General features: G+C 70.1%; 8 protein-coding genes. 2 read left to right on the forward strand and 6 right to left on the reverse strand.

The genetic code is table 11. The annotated features are described in order from the left end of the window. Nucleotides 1–113: 113 nt before the first annotated feature. The 4 genes from ACFY00_RS28235 to ACFY00_RS28250 all read right to left on the reverse strand — a co-directional run bounded on the left by ACFY00_RS28235 (nt 114) and on the right by ACFY00_RS28250 (nt 10,011). Nucleotides 114–3,161 carry a pPIWI_RE module domain-containing protein gene (locus ACFY00_RS28235; protein WP_388034393.1) on the reverse strand — a complete coding sequence of 1,016 codons (3,048 nt, stop codon included), beginning with the start codon at nt 3,159–3,161 and terminating at the stop codon, nt 114–116. Nucleotides 3,162–3,241: 80 nt separating this feature from the next. Continuing rightward, nucleotides 3,242–7,012: a hypothetical protein gene (locus ACFY00_RS28240; RefSeq protein WP_388034395.1), complete on the reverse strand. Its 3,771-nt coding sequence runs from the start codon at nt 7,010–7,012 to the stop codon at nt 3,242–3,244. Further along, nucleotides 7,005–8,273: a hypothetical protein gene (locus tag ACFY00_RS28245; RefSeq protein WP_388034397.1), complete on the reverse strand. Its 1,269-nt coding sequence runs from the start codon at nt 8,271–8,273 to the stop codon at nt 7,005–7,007. Before ACFY00_RS28245 ends, ACFY00_RS28240 begins: the two co-directional genes overlap by 8 nt. Beyond that, on the reverse strand, nt 8,266–10,011 hold the full coding sequence (locus ACFY00_RS28250) for a PD-(D/E)XK nuclease family protein (RefSeq protein WP_388034398.1): 1,746 nt from the start codon (nt 10,009–10,011) through the stop codon (nt 8,266–8,268). Before ACFY00_RS28250 ends, ACFY00_RS28245 begins: the two co-directional genes overlap by 8 nt. Before the next feature lie 178 nt (nt 10,012–10,189). Here ACFY00_RS28250 and ACFY00_RS28255 point away from each other — a divergent pair, with 178 nt between their 5' ends. Beyond that, on the forward strand, nt 10,190–11,659 hold the full coding sequence (locus ACFY00_RS28255) for a serine/threonine-protein kinase (protein WP_388034399.1): 1,470 nt from the start codon (nt 10,190–10,192) through the stop codon (nt 11,657–11,659). Between the two features lie 40 nt (nt 11,660–11,699). Here the strand turns inward: ACFY00_RS28255 and ACFY00_RS28260 are convergent, their stop codons facing one another. Together ACFY00_RS28260 and ACFY00_RS28265 are read right to left on the reverse strand one after the other, a co-directional pair. Next, nucleotides 11,700–13,751 carry an N-6 DNA methylase gene (locus ACFY00_RS28260; protein WP_388034400.1) on the reverse strand — a complete coding sequence of 684 codons (2,052 nt, stop codon included), beginning with the start codon at nt 13,749–13,751 and terminating at the stop codon, nt 11,700–11,702. A gap of 177 nt (nt 13,752–13,928) precedes the next feature. After that, complete coding sequence (locus ACFY00_RS28265; protein ID WP_388034402.1) at nt 13,929–14,942, reverse strand: serine/threonine-protein kinase; 1,014 nt, start codon at nt 14,940–14,942, stop codon at nt 13,929–13,931. Between the two features lie 290 nt (nt 14,943–15,232). Between ACFY00_RS28265 and ACFY00_RS28270 the strand changes: the two genes are divergently transcribed. Then, a complete protein-coding gene (locus ACFY00_RS28270) occupies nt 15,233–20,437 on the forward strand; it encodes a DEAD/DEAH box helicase (RefSeq protein ID WP_388034404.1) in 5,205 nt (1,734 codons plus the stop codon). Nucleotides 20,438–20,483: the final 46 nt, after the last annotated feature.

Below are 20,483 nucleotides of genomic sequence, written 5' to 3' on the forward strand. Positions count from 1 at the left end.
GAGGCCCGTGTGGCCGAGCTCGAGGCTAACGAGCGGAAGCTGGCCACCGAGCGGGGCGTCCTGCGCAGGGCGGCCAAGTATTTCGCCGGCGAGACGAACTGGTGAGCCCCTAGTCAGCCGTGGGCCGTCTCGGCCTCGTCGTCCGGCGTCGTGGATAGTCCGGCCGCGTCGGCGAGGTCTGGGTCCTCCCCGATCTGGTCTCCGGCAGATGTGTCCGACTCCTCGTTCAAAGTCCGGTCGCCGTCGGCGAGTGTCGGGAGGACGTATGCCTGGGCCAGCCCCGCGAGGTGGAGGGGGAGGGGGAGAGACAGAGCGGCGGCGTAATCCGGGGCCTGGCGGAGCTGGTGCATGGCAAGGGCCAGCGCCTCGGGGTCGTCGGACTTTTCCAGTACGGGGGCCGCGGAATCGTCGTCCTCGTGGCAGCCCAGTACCGCGATCTCCACCAGCGTCGGGTTCCAGGCGCTGGTGCCCGCCTGCGAGGTGAGGTTGCCTGCCGCGTTGACCCGGGTGGCAAGGCGGTCGAGTGCGGGGGAGATCGCATGGGTTCCGGGACGTTCGGTGGTGCTGTAGAAGACCCGCTCTCGCGACGAAGCCCTTTCCCCGTAACGCTGTTGGGGATTCTGTGCCCAGAAGCCGGCTGGCTGCCCATGAGGCTTGCCCGGGTCGGCCAGGCCCCACCACTGGGCGCTCTCGCGACCGCCGCACCCGCGCACGCGTACGAGGCGGAGTTCGTCGTCCAGTCGGCCTGCCGGGGCGTGGCCGGGCTTGATCAGGTCACGTTCGGTCTGGCCGTCTTGGAGCCATGGCCAGTGCAGTCGGCTGTTCTGAGCATGGGTGATCAGTGCGGTGGGTTGCCCGCGGAGGGAGTGCAGCACGCGTTGGAGGAATGCCGCAGTCTCCCTGCGCTGTTGGGCGAGGTTACTGCGCCACTGCTTGCCGGTGATCCGAGGGGCATCGGCACGTGTGTCATCGTCTGAAGTCTCGGGTTCCGTGAACGTTTCGGGGCCGATCTCCGCCTGTTTCACCAGACCGAGGAGGAACTGCGGGTAGGGCACCCATTCCCCCGCGGTGTCATCCCAGCCGCGTACGGCTGCAAGGCCTTCCCCTGCCGGGAGCGGGGTGACGAGGACGGCCACAGGCAGGTGCTTGGGCAACCGGGTCGGGCCGTCCTTGCGACGTTTCACCATCCACACTGCCGCGTATTGCAGTGAGTCCGGAAGATCCTCACCGAGAGTGTGCTGGGGCAGGACGCGGACACCGAGCTGGCGCAGTCCGTCGAGCCACGAGCTGTACGTGCGGTGGTCGAGGCTTTCCGCATTGTCGATCTGCCGATCGGTGGACGGGGTGACGACGAACTGAGTCAGCAGGCCTGCGTCGGCACACCCGAGGCGGATGGCGAACTTGGGGTCCGTCGACGCCGGGCGGAATGTACTGCGGTGCGCGACTTCCACGAGGGCGAGTTCGGGGCGGGAGGGTTCCGCGCCGTCCGCGCGGAGCCAGGCGCGCAGGGCACGGCGCCGTTCGGCGACTGCAGTCGCGAGCGCCGCGCCTTTGCCCTTGACCGCCGGGTCGGGCACGAGTCGGTCGCCCAGTCCGTCGGCGAGGGGCAGGCAGCGCAGCCGGAGTGTGACCTCCGCCGTCCGCCACTCCAGGACGACCGGTGCTCCGGGTGTGGCCTCGTCGAAGTCCCGGTCCGTGACGTGGGCGGCACTGGCGCCGCCGTCGCCGTCGAGGCCCAAGGCCTTGGCGAACTGTTCCACCGCCTCGCCGCGTACCTCGGGCGACTGCCACAGCAGCCGGGCCTCCACCACGGGCGGGCCGGCCTGCTCCGCGCCGGGGGAGGCGATCCGGGCCTGCGCCGCGAGTGCCACGCGCCGTGCCTGGGTCTCGCGGAGCAGCTCGGCCTTCTTGGCCTCGTCGGTCCTGGGCTTGGGCCGCCGGTTCTCCGGCGCGCCGATGCCCTTGCCGCGTCCGCGCGTGAGGTCGGGTACCCGGGCCAGTGTTTCAGGAAGGGCCTGCTCGGCCCATTCGGTGAGCTGTGCCCGCTGGTTGGGCATGAAGCCGCTGCCGATCTCGTGCTTGCCCATCCTGGTGCTGTGGACCACGGCTGCGCGGACGCCGCGGCCCTCGCCGATCCAGGAGACCGGTTCGGTGAGTAGCTGTTCGGGGTCGGGGAAGTTGCCAGCGAGGCTGAGTCCGCGCAGGATGCCGGCGGTGTCGTTCTCCGACCATACGAAGGTGTCGGCGGCCCGGTCGCGGCGCAGGCGTGCCAGCGCGTAGCGCTCGGTGGCCGGTGCGCCGGGCAGCCAGGGGATGGTGGGCCGCAGGTAGACGGTAGTGGCCTCTCGGTAGGGCAGGTTGAGGTGTTTGGTGGTGGTCCGAGGGTGGGTCGCCCAGCGGCGTACACCCCAGTGCAGGTGGAGGCGCGGCCTAGGGTCGAACGGCGTGGTGTGCAGGGAGATGTTCAGAAGGACGGAGAACCACCACTCCTTGCGTTTGACGGTCCGGCACAGGGGCTGCGACATGAGTTCCGCGCCTTGGTCGCGAGGCCCGCGGGGCAGTGCCCGGAACCGCAGCTCCCCGCCCTCGAACGGGAAGGGGTCGAGGGTCAGGATGCGGCGTGCCAGGGCGTCGGTGGCGAGTTGGAACTGGCGCGGTTCCGGGGCGGCAGTGCCGCCCCGGGTGGTCGGGGTGGTGAGCAGTTCGACGCCGCTGACCGGCTGCCACTTGGGCAGGTTCTGCTTCAGCTCGGTGCTGCTCGCGAGCAACAGCGAGCGGAATCGGGGATCCTGTGCGGAGTCCTTGGGACCGAGGGTACGCAGCCAGGCGTCGAGGAGTTGCTGCATGGAACGGCCCGGGAGGGGGTCGGGCGCCGAGGCCGGTACATACATCCAGAAGTCCTCGGTGGCCCGCGGCCCCGGTTCCACGGGGATCCGCGGCCGGGGGCGGACGATCACGTCGGGGGCGAGGGTCTGGAGCACACCGTCGAGTCGGCGGGTGGGCAGCGTCGGCTGCCGCTTCTCCTCGTCCCGCCCGTGGTTGTGCAGTTCGAGGAGTCCGGCGTGCCAGTGTTCGGGGAAAGGGAGTGCGTGGAAGTCCTCGGTCCAGGGGGTGCCCTCCTCGGCCAGGTGGTACGCGGATCGGCGGATGTTCTTGTACATGTAGGTTCTCCCTGCGATGTCCGTACGTGGCGGGTGCGGTTGCCCGCTAAAGTGCTGCCCAGGGCGGTGGTTGGCGTGCTTCAGTCGACCGATCGCGGGCCGGGTGACGTCCCCATGGCGCACAGTGCTTCGTACAGCGGGTGGTAGAGCAGCTTGACGAGTGCGGCGTCGGCGGGATCGGTGCGCGCGCCGTACCCGACGGTGCCAGTGTCCGTGTCGGTGTGCGCGAAGTACGGCGCCAGAACGTCCCGTAGCCTAACCAGCAGCCCGGGGTCGCCTGCGCGGCGTGGACGCCGGTTCTGGCCGGTGAAGGGCGCCTGTGCCTCGGCGAGTCGCGGTGCGAAGGCCGCGTCGACGAACACGACGCGGGCGGGTACGCCACCGCGGACGAGGCGCCCGATGACCTGCCAGATGGTGACGAGCTGGTCCCAGACGAAGGACTTCTTCTCGTCATCGGAGAGCGAGGAGTAGATGTAGGGCCGTGACAGCACGTGCCGCCACACGCCGCGCGCGGTGGTCCTGAAAGCACTGCCTGCCGCGTTCAGGTCCCCGGCCTGGGTGACCATGTCGCTGAACGTCCTTTCGCCCGGTAGCTTCAGCTGACCGCGTACGAACCGCGTCGCCCAGTCGTTGATGGCGAAGACCGCCAGGGAGAGGTCGTCAGGGCGGGGGTGCGGACGGACCAGGAAGAACACCGTTCCGAACGCCGCGACCTTCTCCTCGCCGGGCCGTTGGGGGGCGGTGAGGATGTTGTGTCCTCGTTCCACGGCGAGGAGGGGCGCCACGAGCAGTTCGGCGTCCAGGTCGTCGGCGAAGGACGCGAGGTCCCCACGTCGGACCGCTCCCGCCCCTGATCCCGTGCCCGGCGCCTGGCTCCCCGTCGGCGCCGCCCCGTCGACGGCGGCCTCCAGTTCGGCGTCGTCGGCGACCAGAACGCGTACCCGGCCATGCCAGCGCGGGATCTCGTTCAGGGCTGTGGCGGCCACCTTGGCTTCCGTGTAGCTGCCCACCAGAAGCAGAGCACGCTTGCGGCGCTGGTCGGGGATTCGGGCGAGTTCGCTCTGGAGAGGGGAGGAGTTGCCGTCGCTCCGGGACCGAGCGAGCCGGTCGATCATCAGGCGCAGGACATCCTCGCGCTGGTCGGGGTCCTGGCCGGAGAGCCGGATCGGCTGTCCGGCGGCGTCGTAGAGGAACTCGGTGCGGAACACGGTCTCCCGGATGGCGGCGAGAGCCTTGCGCTGCGGTTTCAGTACGGCACGGACGGGGGCGAGGACATGGGCCCGGGTAGAGGTGCCGGCCCAACTGGTGCCCGACATCAGCAGCACGTGTGGGCCTGCCTTGCCAAGGCCTGGGTCGGCGCCGAGCTGGGGAAGACCCAGGAGCAGTTCCCGGCCCACGCCCGCGCAACGGAAGAAGCGCAGGGTGCCGGTGCGGTGCCCGTCCTTGTCGCGGGCGGCGGCCCGTTCGTCCACCAGGTACTGGAAGCCCAGGACGTTACCCATGGGCGCTTCGGGCAGCAGTGGCGCGTAGTCGAGGGGCGGGCGGCGGGTCAGTTCGTGGGCCGCGGAGTCCAGCCGTAGCGCTGCCTCCACCTGGGGCCACAAGAACGTCACCCGGTCCAGGCGTTGGTGCAGGGCGGCGAGGACGAGGGTGAACTCCAGGCGCCGTGCGTTGATTTCCCGCCACTCCGCGGTGAGTGGTACGTCCTCGGGGGCCGGCTTCTTGCCTCGCTCGGCGGCGGGCACGGGGCGCTGTTCCGGGCCCGGCGCTCCGACGAGGAAGGAGTCGAGGAGCGCGCGGACACGGCGCCGTGTCTGTTTCTCGTCGAGGGTGTGCAGGACGTCGTGGGCGAGGGCAGTGAGCTCGTCGGCGGGTGTTCCATAGGGGCCGCGTCCGCCGAGCGGATCGTCGCGGAACGTGTCGAAGAACCCGGTGATCTCCGTGCGTCGCTGCGCCCAAGGAGCGTCGGGGACAGGGGAGTCGCCATCGGCCCCCAGCCCTTCCTCATCCTCGTAGAGTGCGCTCTCGTCCTCGATGTCCCCTTCGCTCGTGCTGTCCGGTCGCCCGGAGGCCTGGCCTCGCGTCAGCGGGTACCAGGCGTGCAGCAGCTTCTCCTGGAGTGTCCATGCACTGAAGTAGTCGATCTGCGCCCAGTCCCGCATTGCTCCGTCGTCGATGAGCATGGCGTACAGCCGGTCCGCGGCGGAACCAACGACGTCCAGGGCGGCGGACCACCGTTCCACGTCCTGGTCGGAGAGCTGCAGCCGTCCCTGCCGGGCGAGTTCGGCGATCTCGTGGGTCTGCAACTGGTCGAGCCAGGAGTCGGAGACACCGGTGGTGACGAGGGTGGCCGACGGGGCGAACATCTGGTCGAGCTGCATCTGTACGCGGTCGGCCTCGTCGACGACGACGATGTCGCTGCGCAGGCAGGCCAGCTCCAGATAGCGCAGGCGCTCGGCGTTGAGCTGACGCGGAACTGCGGTCTGGACGAGACTGGCCGGGTTGGCCACCCAGATCAGCGCGTCCACGAGGTCACGCGCGGCGGAGTGTCGGGGGCAGACGCTCCACAGCGGGCAGGCGTGCGGGATGCCCAGGTCCTCTTCGTCGGCCTCCGTGTTGTCCGTGGCGCCCTCCCTGTCGACGGCGCCTCGGGCTCGTTCGAGCTCGCGTACCGCCCGCTCGGCTGCGGGCTCCTCTGCGGTCTCCTGGCGCCGAGCGGGGTGAAGGGCACCGCACGGCGCGTCGGTGTAGCGCAGCGGCTCGGACGTGTCGAGTGCGCGCAGGGCGTCCAGCGGGCAGGCGGTGCTGAGGTGGGCGAAGACGGGTTCGGTGTGAGCCAGCAGGGAGTGTTCTCCCCGTGCGGCGAGTCTGCGGTGCAGCCGCTGGGTATGCTGGGGCCGCGTCGTGCCCCCCTGTACCAGGGCGGCGCTCAGGCCGAGCGTGCGGAACAGCTCGGTTAGCGTCAGCTGTTCGGCCACATCGCCGACGACGAGAGTGATGCGCAGACCGTTGTGGTAGGCCCAGACAGCGAGCAGGGTCATCAAGGTCGACTTGCCGGCGCCGACCATACCGACGAGGTGGGTGAGCCGGTCGAGCGGTAGCGCGGACGCGGCTTCGAAGGCTGTCCCGTCCGGGGTACGGGTGTCGAGGTCGAGCTGGGCGAGACGCTGCTCCCAGTTCCCCGCCTTCAGCCCCCGCCGCTGCTCCTCCGCGTCCATCCACCGTGCGAGGTCAGCCAGTTCGTCGAGTGGCACGTCGAGGAGGCCAGCGGTGGCCGGGCGTTCGGCGGTGAGGGGGTGGCCGGGGAAGGGGTCCCGCACGAGATCGGCGGGGACCGTGACGGAAGTGCGCCGGTGGCGGCGGTCCATGAAGCGGTGTTCGCCCGCCTCCGCCGGGGGAAGGACCTTCGTGGCGAAGCCGGGGAGGTTCGCGAGCGCGTCGTCGTAGGTGGTGAAGCGGTCGGCCGCCACCTTGAGGGGGACCCGATGGGCGGGCTCCCCGGCCGCCGGGACGCGGTACGCACGCAGCCGTTCGGGCAGTTCCAGGTAGGCGTCCAGGCTCTGCTGCCACATCCGGCCGCGGCGCATCGGCCAGAGCAGGTGTCGGGCCGCGGCCAGCGCGACCTGTTCGGTGGTGCCAGTGGGGAGCTTCGAGGCCCGCGCGAAGGCGAGACCGTAGCCGCCGAGGAGCGTCCACGCCCCGTCGGCAGCGTGACCGGGCGCCACGGTCTCCATCAGCCGCAGAGCGAGCTCGACCTGGCAGAGCAGAGCGGGCCGGGTCCCGGCGTGTTCTTCGGGCCAAGGCCTCAGTGCGGCGACGACCGGCTGGTACCAGCTGCTGCGGTCACGCATGGTCTGCTCCCTTCTTCCCGGCGCCGTCGGTCGCCGCCGTCTGACTTTCGGACCGGGACGACGCCGTGCGGGCCCGGTCGTGCTCCCTTGCTGGAGGCACGGTGTGCAGGGGCGCGATGGACGCGTCCGGCCCGCGTTCTCCGGATAGCCGCAGCCGCGCGGTCCGTTTCAGCTGTTCGTCCGTCAGCAGCCGCAGACCGCACGCCCCCGGGCCCCGCTCCCTGGCATACATGGCCAGGTAGTCGCGGCGGGCACGCACCCGGAATGCGGGCACCACCCAACAGGCTTCGTCGTACGGAGGCTCCGGGCGGACGGCCGTAGCGGCGCGTCCGAGGAAGGCGGGGTTTGCCCAGTCCTTGACGTCGACGGCCCACACGTGACCGTCGGGGAAGGTGATGCGAAGGTCGTAGGCGTCGAAGCCGGGCCACATCTCGACGGTGAGGCCCAAGGCGCGTAGCTCGTCCTCCAGGGAGACCTCGGCGCGTCCGGGCCCGGTGACGAACTGCCTCAGAGGTTTCCGCAGTTGACGCAGCTCGCCCACGTCCGACGCGACGAGTTCCCGGCCGTGCGGCGGGGGACCCTGGTGCCGGCACTGGTCGCGCTCACACCACCACTCGGTGTCGGACACCGGATGGAGCAGGGTCAGGCAGCGGTGACAGCACAGGTACGCGCCGTCCCGGCGGAACCCGAGGGGGACGGGGGCGTAGATCTCCTCGATGAGGAAGCGCACGGGATCGAGGAAGAGGTCGGTGCTCACCTCGGCCCAGTCCGCTTCGGTGAGGACGGGCCGATTCACCAGGAGGCGACGGAAGGCCGTGTACGACTCGGGTGACGACACAGTCCGGCAGGCGCGCAGGGCCTCATGGATCACCAGGCGGTCGTACTGCCGTCCGGTGCTGTCCCCATATCCCCGCACGGCGAGCTCGTGGCAGAGCTGCGTGGGCTCTCCGGAATCCTCGTCGATCATCCGGTCTGCGGTGTCGAACAGGTCCGCGGGCAGCTGGTCGAGGGGCCAGCTACCCAAGGGGCGGGCGCGGGCCCAGCGCATCATCTCGGGCACCCCAGCCGGGGGCTTGGCGCCGCTGCGCAAGCACTGGAGTACCAGGGCATCCAGGGCCCGCTGCGCGCCGGCGGGGTAGGGCAGGGTGAAGGAGTCAAGGCGGTCGACGGCCGCCAGGTGCAGGACGGCGGTGGCCACGTCCCGCAGGAGGACGACATCGGGGTTGGACAGCCAGTCCGGTACGAGCTGTCGGTCAGGCATGGGGCGGGGCGTCTCCTCGCGGCGAGGTCTGCGTGTCGGGGCTCGACGGGCGCGGATGGTCAATGACGTAGGCGGTGCCGGGCCGACACCACGTCCGGGCCTGACAACCGTGGCAGTGGCGTCCGGTCCTCGGTTCGTAGGTGGTGTCGTCCAGGAGTGGCTGGGCGAGTTCGGCGATGACGGCCCGGGCTTCGTCGACGATCTCGGCGCGGCCGGGGTCGATGGGTTCGAGTCGACTCTCCCCACGGACCTCACGCAGATGCTCCAGTTCGACCCAGGTGCGGCGCGGGTCGTCGCCTAGCGCGCCCGCGTGGAACAGCAGGACACCGAGGGCGAGTTGGGGATAGGTGCGGAGCAGGGAATCGCGTTCCCACAGCGGCCGGGCCGACGTCTTGGTCTCGCGCCAGATCCACCGGCCGCGGTGGGTGTACACCAGGTCGGGTACAGCAAGGACGACGATGTCGAGTTCTGGCACGTAGGCCGTGACCCGATGCTGTACGAGCACCTGCTCGTCGGCGTCAAGTCCGTTGAGGGGGCACAGCACCCGATGTTCCGCGAGCATCCCGGCAGCCTCGCGTGCGGAGGTGTTGTCGAGTCCGGCCCTGGCCCGTACCGCCGTCGGGTCGGGGATCTCGCGGTCCCGGCAGCCGCGTACCGGGCGTTCGGCGTGCTCTGCGTCGAGCCAGGCGTCGACGGCTCTGCCGCGCCGTGCCCCCCGGTCCTCGGCCGAGAGGTCGTTGAGGTGCAGTCGTCGTACCAGGTGGTACTGGGCGGGGCACTCGGCGTGCAGCCGCAGGTCCCAGACGGAGACGGAGCGGCGCTCGCGTGCGAGAGCCGGAGGGCGCCCGCCCCACAACCGCGGGGTGCGCTTCAGATCCGTGCAGCCGGCGATGGCCTTGCAGTCGACACAGCTCTCCCCGGGCCGCACGCCGGGTTCGGTGGCAGCCGTGACGAAGGCAGGCGCAGCGTCGGTCCTGAACCGCTGTCTCGCCTCGTCGGGGCCTTCGGAGAGCAGCTCCTCCACGGACCCGTCGGCGCACCCGACGTCGAAGACACGGACCAATTCGGGCAGGCAGGTGCTCTCGGTCGCGGTGGGCGGGGGCTGGGCGCGTTGTTTGCGGCGAGGCGTGGGTGCGCCGAAGGCCATCACCTGTGCCACAGCCCCGAGTTCCGCATCGGGACGGTCGGTCTTGGCTCGGCCGATGGAAGGCAGCCACAGGTCGCGCACCCTTCCGTCGGAGGAGGCGTACATGCGGCCCCAGAGGGTGTGCTCGTACTGCCGGGCGCCACGCGCATCGGGAGCGTCCGTGCGGTAAGTGCGCCACGTCCATGGCTGCTTCACCGGCTTGGTCGGAGGCAGCCCGGCCTCGACGGCGGCTGCCTGTTCGCGGGTACGGGCGGCAACGTAGCGCTCCAGGGCGTGGGCGGTCCAGGCCAGGTGAGCGGGGTGGACTGGGGCGCCCCATCCCCGGAAGGGACCGCGGGTGCCCCGGAGTTCCTCGCGCACCCGCTCCACGGACCACCCGTCGTGTTCCAGTAGGTCGAGGGCGGTGAAGAGCGGGCCGAACCCGAACCCCTCGCGGGGTGGCCGCCGGAACGGCACGGCCGGATCGGCGATAAGCAGGGGCCGCATCGCGGTGCGTCGGTGGGTGGGACAGGCCGCGTCGTCGGGTCGGGCCATCCGGGGGCTCGCCCTGATCAACCAGTCGTGGCCGATGACGCCGGGTGGGTTCTGCATGGTTACCCCGTGGCAGGCGGTGTGGGCAGAAGGGGGCCCAGAGCAACGGGAGTCCGGGGACATCCGGGCACCACTCGAGCATGGCACAAAATTGTGAACTGAGTCAATGGACGGATCGTTCCTAGAGGCTTTCACGATACGATGGTGGGTCATATGCGCAGTGCGAAGGGGCGCGGTGGTGGACGCGGATACGTACAAGCCCGGCGTGGGTGATCTGGTTGACGAGCGCTACGAGTTGAAGGACTCCCTGGGCAAGGGAGGGATGGCCCAGGTCTGGCGGGCCCGAGAGGTGTCCGGGGGGCGGGAGGTGGCGGTGAAGTTCCTGCGCCACGACTCCGAGGCCCTGTACTGCCTCGACCCGTATGAGCGTGAGGTCGAACTCGTTGTCAGGAATGCCCGGTTCCGGCGCGAGGCCAACCTCCTGGGCACGCTCGACCACCCGGGCATCACCGAACTGTACGGGAGCGGATCGCACCGGGGTGTCCCCTACATCGCCATGCGCCTGGTGACCGGAGTGAGTGTGCGGACCTTCCTCGACGAGCACAGCCCGCTCCCTCTGGCCACGGCGGTCGCCGTCGCGATTCAGGTGGCAGGGGCATTGGCCTGTGCACACACGCTCCCGGTCGTGCACCGAGACCTCAAGCCCGCGAACATCATGATCGATGAAGAGGGGTGGGCCGTCCTCATCGACTTTGGCATCGCCAAGCCGTTGCACGCTGACGCCACCCGTTACACGGCACACGGTTCGACACTTGGCACCCGCGGCTATCTGGCACCGGAGCAACTCCTGGAACGCGAGCCCACCACGCGAACGGATGTCTACTGCTTCGGCTGCATCTTCTACGAACTCCTCACCGGGCGGCCCCCGTTCCCGCTCGGCGCGGAGTCCGGCCTGACCGACAAACACCTCCACGAGGAGCCGCTGCCACCGAGCACGTACGCCGCGGGCATCCCGGAGCCGATCGACGATCTGGTGCTGCGCATGCTCGCCAAGAAGCCCGAGCAGCGCCCGGCTGTTGACGAGGTCCTGGAAGTCCTTGACCCGTTCGCCCCAGGGGTTGGCGATCCCGAGCCCCGGCCCCGCACACACCCCGACCCCACCGCCCCCATGCGTCGGCCGCGGGACCGGGCTGCTCGTCCGCGCCCGGTCGCTCTCACGCTGCCTGTCGCGTCCGCACCAGCAGATGAGTGGCTGGACGCCCGCGTCGTGGAACAGCTCTGCGCGCAGGCCGAATCGGAGATCGCGACCGGCGAGCCGGGCGACGCGATCAACCGCTTGCACGGTCTGACAGAACGGGTCCGTGAGGAGTGGGGTGAGCGGCGGCCTCTGGTGCGTCGCGTGTGGCAGGGGGCTGCGGACGGATTCCGCCTCTCCGGAAATTTCGGCGCTGCGGCCCGCCTCTACCGGGCCGTCGACGACGGTCTCATTCATGGGGACGGCCCGGCCGAGCGGGCCAATCGCGCGCTGATTCGGCTGCGCATGGCTGAGTGTCGACTCGCCTTCGGGGAACTGGAGGCGGTCATCGCGGCGGTCGACACGGCGGGCCGCACCGCCGCTGGCCTGCCACCGGAACTCGCGGCTCGTGTTGAGGCCGTACGCCGCGCGGTCGACACCCAGCTCACGGCGCGCCTAGCCGAGCCCAGGTGAAGGGATGCGTGACGCCGACTGGTGTGGGCGAGCCGATGTGCTACGCCTTGTTGGCTAGCCGTCCCGCCGCCAGCTCGTCGCCGAGGTCGCGGACGAGGTTCGTGCCGAGGTCGGCTGCGCGACGCAAGAGCCGTTCGAAGGCGGTGAGTTCGCGGAACGCCTCTCCGTAGCGCCGCTGTTCTTCGAGGGGGATCTGGCGAATCTGGAGACGGCGGACGTCGATGCGGGAGGAACTCGTGGTGTGGGTGCCGGCCTGCCGGGCATTGGCGGGAGCCCGCAGCGAACCGGCGAGGAACCAAGCGTCGAGCTGTTCGGGCTGTACTCGCACGGCATGCAGTTGGGGGCCGAGGGCGGTCGGGGGCCCCTCGTGGACCCAGGCGGAGAAGGCACGGGCGACGCCTACCACCACGATGTCCCCGGGTTCGGCGATGACGGCCTCGCTGGCCGCCGCGGTGCCGGGAGCGAGCCAGCTGCGGGGTTCGCCGTCCACCAGAAGATCGGGGACGGTGAGGAGGGGGATGCCGTCGTCGGACGGCGGGCCGGCGTGGATCGACTCCTCCGGCGGCTGCTGGCCGCCGCGCAGGGTGAGCGCCCCGGCCCGGGCGAGCTCGGCGACTGTGGTTGCCGTCGGTGTGTCCGCGTCGGCCGTGGCGAGGTCGAGCGCCGCGAGCAGCCTGGCCGACTTGTTCAGGTTCGCGGTGAGCCCGGTGAAATCCCGCCAGGATTCGGCCAGTCGGAGTGCCGTGTCTGCCGGGGGTGGAGCAATGTGGCGTCCAGGGGTGAGGTCGACCTCGTCGTTGAGGAGTTCGATGACGGGCACCTGTCGTACGTAGGCAGGGGCCTGTGGGGAGTCCGCCTCTTCGACGGCCTCGCGCACAAAAGCGCTGATCGCCGCCCAGTCGGGTGTCCACTTCTCCTCCGGGTCCCGGGGGAAGCGCGAGGCTGCGTCGGCGACCAGCAGCCGATCGCCCACCGGTGTGCCTTCCCCGTGGACGGGCATCCGCAGCACCCACAGATGCAAGGAGACGCTGTGCGGTGCGGCGCAGCCCGGCGGCAACGCGACGACGGCCCGCAGTTGCCCGGTGCGCAGCAGCGAGGCGCGGATGCGGCGGCCGGCTTTCCTGGCCGCGACGGCGGGCGGCAGCAGCAGTACCGCGGCGCCGCCGGGCCGCAGCTGGGCCAGGCAATGTTGGACCCAGGCGAGTTCGGGCTCGGTGCGCGGCGGAAGGCCGTGACTCCAGCGGGCGTCGGTGGCCAACTCCTCGTATCCCCAGTCCCGTTCGTTGAAGGGCGGGTTGCACAGGACGATGTCGGCGGGGGTGCCGGAGAACGGGTCGTCGCGTAGGGAGTCAGCAGCCCGTACGGAGACCTGCGCGCACTCCTTCTCCCTGTGGCCGTCGATTTCGGCGAGGGCCATGCGGGAGTCCGCCAGCGAAGCGAGGACGGCGTCCCGATCACTGCCGAGCAGGGTGAGCGCCTCGGCGCCGGATGCCCTCGCGGCGTCGGCCGCGGCTAGGAGGAGATGCCCGGGGCCGCAAGCAGGATCCATGGCCGTGGTGCCACCGGAGCCGCCTAGGCTGTCGCCCGCCAGGCCGTTGGCCGCCCTGAGGGCGAGTTGCGCCATGAGGGATGCCAGCGGTTCCGGGGTCGTGGCGATCTGGCGCACATGGACGTCGAGCCAGCGGCGCAGCAGAAACGCGAATGTTTCCGTGCCTCCCTCACGCTGGCCGAGATCCACGGCCCGTTCGATCAGCTCCCGTGTGTCGGCACGGTTCTCTTCGCCTGCGTCGCTCACGCGCCCGGAGAGGAGCCGTCCTACCTCGGCGATCGCGGCCCCGGTCTCATCCCGCCCGCCGAGCGCCTCGAAACCGGGCCAGAGCCATTCCCTCTCGGCGGACTTCTTCAACTTCTTGTTGTCGCGCAGCCAGTCCTCGATGTCGGTCAAGGAGAACTGCGGATTGGTGTCGGTGCCGGCGATCCGCTCGGGGAAAGACGGGTGCCGCCGCCGCCAGTTGCTCACCGCGGCTCGTCCCACACCCGCAAGGCGGGCGATTTCGGCCAAGGTCACCGGTACGGCGCGCGACGTGGGCATCTTTACTCCCAGGGCCTTTCTGGTGGAGGGAGGGCTTTCCCCGGTCATGGGTGTGTGATCAAGCCACCCTTCCTTCGAACTGCATCGGCCAGCGTACATGACCATTGACTTTGTTCACAGATGTGCCATTGCGGGTTTGGCGGCCTATGTTGCGTTCTGGCCAGCCAGGTGTGCGGGTCAGCGCGGCGGCTGGCTGTGCTGCCCTGGTGTTGCCTCCGTCTGCCCAGGTCGGCCGCTCCGCCCCGATGTTGCCCATGCCCGCACAGGCCGGGCCTCGGGTCCCATCGGGTGGGTGAACGGCCGCAGCGGGTCCACTTCGGCCCACGGGACGAGTGCCTGTTCGGGGGCGCGGTGCTCGGGTAGCCACGCGGCGAGACGCCGCCACACCTCGCCGGCGTGGGCGGGGCGCTCGTCGGGGTTCTTGGCCAACAATTGGAGCACCAGGTTCTCCAGGTCGGAGGGGATGCCTGCACGGAGCCTGCCGGGCGGTACGGGCGGCTGCTCAAGGATCATGCCGGGCAACATCAGTTCGGACTCGTGCGTGAAGACCGGTTCGCCCGTCAGCATCGCGTACAGCAGACAGCCCAGCGCGTACAGATCGGTGCGAGGGTCGACTGGCTTGCCCTGCACCTGTTCCGGTGCCATGCACTCCAGGCTGCCGGGGCGCTCGCCGGTCGTGGTGAGGCCTGTGGTGCTCGGGTCGAGGAAGGCGGCGACGCCGAAGTCCAGGACCTTGACCACGCCGTCCGTGCGGATCACGACGTTGCTGCCCTTGAGGTCGCGGTGCACGACCTCGCGAGCGTGCACCGAGCCGAGGACGGAGGCGATCTGGACGCCGACCGACGCGATCTCCTCGATGGGGAGCGGGCCCTCCTCGGCGATCCGGTCGTCGAGCGGTGGTCCGATCACGTACTGCATGACGAGAAAACGGGTACCGTTCTCCTCGCCGAGGTCGTAGACGGTGGCGAGGCCCGCATGGTCGAGTCGCGCGACGGCCTGCGCCTCCCTGCGGAACCTTTCGGCGTCGCGGGCGCGCTGCTCCATCGTGAGTCCCGGATCGACGTTCATGGTCTTCAACGCCACGTCGCGACCAAGGTTTTCGTCGTGGGCTAGCCAGACGACTCCCATGCCGCCCCGGCCGATGAGGCGCTTGATCCGGTAGCGACCGGCGATCAGTGTTCCGGTGTCCATTCGCGCTGCGGCCCGTCCCCTCCGTGCCCTGCCGTGCCCTGCCCGGGCTGATGTCGAGAAGAGTGTGACACGGTGGTGCTTCGAATTGCCGCCCGCGCGCTGTTTTATTCGTTGACTTAGTTCACAATCTCTTGCTCTAATGGGATCAAGGCGGGGCGGTCCGTCCAATGCGCCTCACCCGCTACGGTGATGCGTGGATTAGGTCGGGAGCTAGTGAGGATCACGTGGACGTCTTCGAGGTGCATCGTCGGCTCATCCGGGACTACAAGGAATACACATCCGGATCGGTAGTGATCGACGACCCGCGGATCGGCGAGAAGGTGTCCAAGTCCCTTGCCGACGGCGACCAGTGGCCCGACCCCTGGCTCTCGCTCAACCCGAGCTTCGCGAGCGGCGGCACCGTCGACCACCTCGCCGACGACCTCGGCCTCCTCCATCCCGAGTGCAAGCGGATCTTCCGCACCGGCAAGGACAAGCGGGACGCGACGATCCGTCCCATCCGCTTCCACCAGCACCAGCGCGACGCCATCGAGGCCGCCGACTCGAAGGACTCGTACGTCCTGACGACCGGCACCGGCTCCGGAAAGAGCCTCGGCTACATCGTGCCCATCGTCAGCCGGATCCTGAGCGAGAAGCGGCCTGGAGACCCCCCGAGCATCAAGGCGATCATTGTCTACCCGATGAACGCGCTGGCCAACAGCCAGCGGGGCGAGCTGAGGAAGTTTCTCACCGACGGATACGGCGCGGGCAACGAGCCCGTCACGTACGCCCGTTACACCGGCCAGGAGAAGCAGTCCGAGAAGGACGCGGTCCTCGACACCCCCCCGGACATCCTGCTCACCAACTACGTGATGCTGGAGCTCATGCTCACCCGCCCCGAGGAGCGCAAGCGTCTCATCGGCCGGGCCAAGGGCCTGCGCTTCCTCGTCCTGGACGAACTGCACACCTACCGCGGCCGTCAGGGCGCCGATGTCGCCCTGCTGGTCCGGCGCGTGCGCGAGGCCTGCGAGTCGCCCGCCCTGCAGTGCGTCGGCACCTCCGCCACCATGTCCACCAAAGGCACCCCCGCCGCCCGCCGCCGTGAGGTCGCCGAGGTTGCTTCCACCCTGTTCGACACGGAGATCTCCCCAGACCGGGTGGTGGGCGAGACCCTGGTCCGCGCGACCGGCGACACGACCCCCACATGTGCCGAACTCGCCGCCCGCGTAATGGAGAACAACCCTCCGCTGGAGTACGACGCACTCAAGGCCGACCCTCTGGCCCACTGGGTCGAGACCGCCTTCGGCCTCACCGAGACCACCGACGAGGACGGCACCCGCTTGCTGGTGCGCGCCAAGCCCACCACCGTGGAGCTCGCCGCGCGCGTCCTACGCGAGGACGCCTTCGACATCCCGCGCGACGCGCCCGAGGACGAGCTGTACACCGCCTGCGCCAAGGCCATCCGGTCCACCCTCCGGGCCGGCACACAGGTCCGCGACGCCGACGACCGCGCGCTGTTCGCGTTCCGTCTCCACCAGTTCCTCTCCAAGGGTGGCTCGGCGTACGTCTCCCTGGAGCCGGCGGACAGCCGCCACATCACCCGCACCTACCAGCAGCGGGTGCCCGGAGAGCCGGAGAAGCTCCTGCTGCCGCTGTCCTTCTGCCGCGAGTGCGGCCAGGAGTACCTCACCGTGGCCCGCGAGCAGAGCAACGACGGCACGGTCTCCTTCCGCACCCGTGAGGACGCGGACGACGAGCAGGGCTACCTCTACCTCTCGGCCGCCAACCCCTGGCCCGAGCGTGTCGCCGACGCGATCGACCAGCGCCGCTTCCCCGACAGCTGGCTCACCCTCGACCCGAAGAAGGGCACGCCCGTCCTCACCGCGAGCCGCAAGAAGCGCGCCCCACAGCCCGTGTGGGTGAGGCCCGACGGCACGGCGGTGAACAAGGACGGGGACGGCCTCTACGCCGCCTACGTGCCCGCCCCGTTCCTGTTCTGCCTTGAATGCGGGGTCAGCTACGAGGAGGTGCGGGAGCGGGATTTCGCCAAGCTGATGACGCTCGACCAAGAGGGCCGGTCTACAGCCACGTCTGTCGTCAGCGCTTCCATCGTGCGCCACCTGAAGAGCCTGCCGGAGAAGGAACTCGACGAAGACGCGCGCAAGTTGCTCACCTTCGTCGACAACCGGCAGGACGCCAGCCTGCAGTCCGGTCACTTCAACGACTTCGTGATGGTCACCCAGCTGCGGGGTGCGCTGTACCGCGCGATGCTGAAGGCGGGGGATAAGGGACTGCGCTGGAAGCGGCTGGGCGAGGAGGTCGTCGAGGCCATGGGGCTGGCCTCGCACGAGTACGCCAACAACCCCACCGAAGTCGAGGCGCTCGCCGAGGAGACGCGGGACGCGCTGGCCCAGGTGGTCGAGTACCGGCTCTTCCTGGATCTGGAGCGCGGTTGGCGGGTGACCATGCCCAACCTGGAGCAGACCGGTCTGCTCGGGCTGGAGTACGCGGGGCTTGACCAGATCGCCGAGGACGAGGAGCGCTGGCAGCGGGCGGCAGGGCCGCTGCGCACCGCCACTCCCGCCACCCGGCTCGATCTCGCCCGGGTCCTCATGGACGAGCTGCGCCGCCAGCGGGCCGTGGACACCCCGTACTTCACCGAGGCGAAGTTCAACGAGCTGCGAAAGGAGTCGGCGAAGCTCAACGACGCCTGGGGGATCGCCGACACCGAGGCGGCCCCTCCCACACCGACCGTCGCCCTGCCGCGCGTGGGGCGGCCTGATCGCAGCCGCAGCGAGAAGAACCTCACCGGCCGCGGCGCTTTCGGCCGCCACGTCCGCAAGCCGGAGACCTTCCCGCACTGGAGCTACGACCTCTCCCTCGACGACGCCCAGGACGTGATCCGCGACCTGTTGGAGGTCCTCGCCGACGGAGGTGTCCTTAGCCGTATCACCCAGGGTCGGGGCGAGGACCCCGGCTACCAGATCCACCACCCGGTGATCCGCTGGCACGCCCGCGACGACGACCACGGCGCGGTGGACCGGCTGCGCCGCACCTACCGCACCGGCCGGGGCCCCCGCGTCAACGCCTTCTTCAAGGGGCTCTACAAGGAGGTCGCGTCCACCTTCGCCGGATTGCACGCCGCCGAGCACACCGCCCAGGTCCACCCCGACGTCCGCGAGGAACGGGAGAAAATGTTCAGCAAGGGGCTGCCGCTGCCCCTGCTGTATTGCTCGCCCACGATGGAACTCGGCGTCGATATTGCCAGCCTCAACGCCGTCAACCTCCGCAACGTCCCGCCGACCCCCGCGAACTACGCCCAGCGCTCGGGCCGCGCGGGCCGCTCGGGCCAGCCCGCGCTGGTCACCACGTATTGCGCGACCGGCAACAGCCATGACCAGTACTACTTCACCCGCTCCGACCAGATGGTCGCGGGCACCGTCGCCGCGCCCCGCCTCGACCTGGCCAACGAGGACCTGCTCGCCTCGCACGTGCACGCCATCTGGCTCGCCGAGACCCGCCTGGAACTCGGCCGCACCATGACCAAGATCCTCGACACCGACGGCAAGACCCCCTCGCTGGAGCTGCTGCCCGGGGTGCGAGCGCAGATCGGCGGCCCGGCCGCCCAGCAGCGCGCCCTCCTGCGGGCCCGCACCGTACTTGCGGGTTGCGTCGACGCCCTGCGCGAGACGTCCTGGTGGTACGAGCAGTGGCTGGAGGACACCGTTGCCAAGGCCCCCGGCCGTTTCGACGAGAAGTGCGGACGCTGGCGGAACCTCTACCGCAAGGCCCTGGAGGAGCGGGAGATCCAGCACAACAACATCCGCAACCGCACGGCGACCGGCCGCTCCCAGGCTCAAGCCGTCCGCCGCCGCGCCCAGGCGGAGAACCAGATCGCCCTTCTGGAGAACAGGCAGGGAGGCGAGCGCACGGTGCTGTCCGACTTCTACCCGTACCGCTACTTCGCCTCCGAGGGCTTCCTGCCCGGCTACTCCTTCCCCCGGCTGCCGCTCGCCGCGTACATCCCTGGCACCGGCCGCACCAGCCGCGGTTACGATGGCGACTACCTCCAGCGGTCCCGGTTCATCGCTATCCGCGAGTTCGGGCCGGGCGCGCTGATCTACCACGAGGGCAGCCGGTTCAAGGTGGACCGGGTGCAGCTGCCGCCGGACACCAGCGGCGAACTGACCACCGAGAGTGCCAAGGTGTGCCAGGGCTGCGGCTATCTGTCCCCCGAGGAGCGGCGCGAGGACACCTGCCTGGGCTGCGGCACATCGTACGGCGACCCCCGGACCGGGCTGCTGCACCTGCACACCGTCTTCACCCACCGGCGCGACCGGATCTCCTCCGACGAGGAGGAGCGCCAGCGCACGGGCTACGCGGTGGAGATCTCCTACCGTTTCAAGCAGCACGAGGACGGCCGGGACGGTTCGCTGCGCGCCGAGGCGAAGGCCGCGACCGACCGCCTCCTCGCCGAACTGGTCTACGGCGACAGCGCCACCGTCCGGCTCACCAACCTGGGCTACCGTCGCTCGGTCGCCAAGGGCGACATCGGCTTCTGGCTCGACCCGGTCACCGGCCAGTGGCTGGCCGGCTCCACCGGCAGGCCGAGCGCGAGCACGCCCGGCCGGGAGAGCCCGGTGGAAGACGAGGGCCTCGCCGACGCGGAGAAGGTCGTGCGCAAGATCCCCGTCATCCCGTACGTCCAGGACACCCGCAACATCCTCGTCCTTAAGCTCGCAGCCCCCGTCGACAAGGACACCGCGATCACTCTCCAGTACGCGCTGGAGCGGGGCATCGAGGCCGAGTTCCAGCTGGAGGACTCCGAGCTGGACACCGAGGAGCTGCCGCCGCATGACGGGCCCCGCGAGCGGCTGCTGTTCATCGAGAGCGCCGAGGGTGGCGCGGGCGTCCTGCGCCGCCTCCAGGCCGAACCCGACGCGCTCGCCCGCGCCGCCCGCCGGGCCCTGAAGATCGCGCACTTCGACCAGGTCGGACGCGACCGGGGAGCCGAGAAGCGCAATGGCGACCCGTGCGAGAAGGGCTGCTACGACTGCCTGCTTTCCTTCGGCAACCAGCGCCACCACCGGATGATCGACCGCCACCTGGTGAAGCAGCTGCTGATGGACTTCGCGGGTGGCGAGGTCGGCTCCAGCCATGCGGGCCGCAGCCGCGACGAGCAGGCCGACGCGCTCATCGAGGGCGCCGACTCCTCCCTGGAGGAGCGGTTCGTCGCCTACCTCAGGACCCACGGCCACCGCCTGCCCGACCACCAGCAGGTCAGGCTGAGCGCGGCCCTGTCCAAGCCGGACTTCGTCTACGACACCTCCTTCGGCCCCGTCGCGGTCTTCGTCGACGGCCCGCACCATGACCACGCGGAGACAACCCTCCGCGACGAGGAGGCCGCGGAACGGCTGAAGGAGATCGGCTGGGAGGTCATCCGCATCCGCTACGACGACGACTGGTCGAAGGTCGTCGCCGACTACCCTTCTGTGTTCGGTGAAGCACGCCGCTGACTTCGGGGAGGGGCAGACCCCATCGGCCTGCCCCTCCCACGGCCCG

It is taken from the genome of Kitasatospora sp. NPDC001540, assembly GCF_042894345.1.
Classification (GTDB): Bacteria; Actinomycetota; Actinomycetes; order Streptomycetales; family Streptomycetaceae; genus Kitasatospora; species Kitasatospora phosalacinea_C.

Coding starts and splice junctions, on each gene's coding strand:
- ACFY00_RS28250 (WP_388034398.1), bottom strand. CDS start 10,011: ATGCAGAACCCACCCGGCGTCATCGGCCACGACTGGTTGATCAGGGCG.
- ACFY00_RS28265 (WP_388034402.1), bottom strand. CDS start 14,942: ATGGACACCGGAACACTGATCGCCGGTCGCTACCGGATCAAGCGCCTC.
- ACFY00_RS28235 (WP_388034393.1), bottom strand. CDS start 3,161: ATGTACAAGAACATCCGCCGATCCGCGTACCACCTGGCCGAGGAGGGC.
- ACFY00_RS28260 (WP_388034400.1), bottom strand. CDS start 13,751: ATGCCCACGTCGCGCGCCGTACCGGTGACCTTGGCCGAAATCGCCCGC.
- ACFY00_RS28245 (WP_388034397.1), bottom strand. CDS start 8,273: ATGCCTGACCGACAGCTCGTACCGGACTGGCTGTCCAACCCCGATGTC.
- ACFY00_RS28240 (WP_388034395.1), bottom strand. CDS start 7,012: ATGCGTGACCGCAGCAGCTGGTACCAGCCGGTCGTCGCCGCACTGAGG.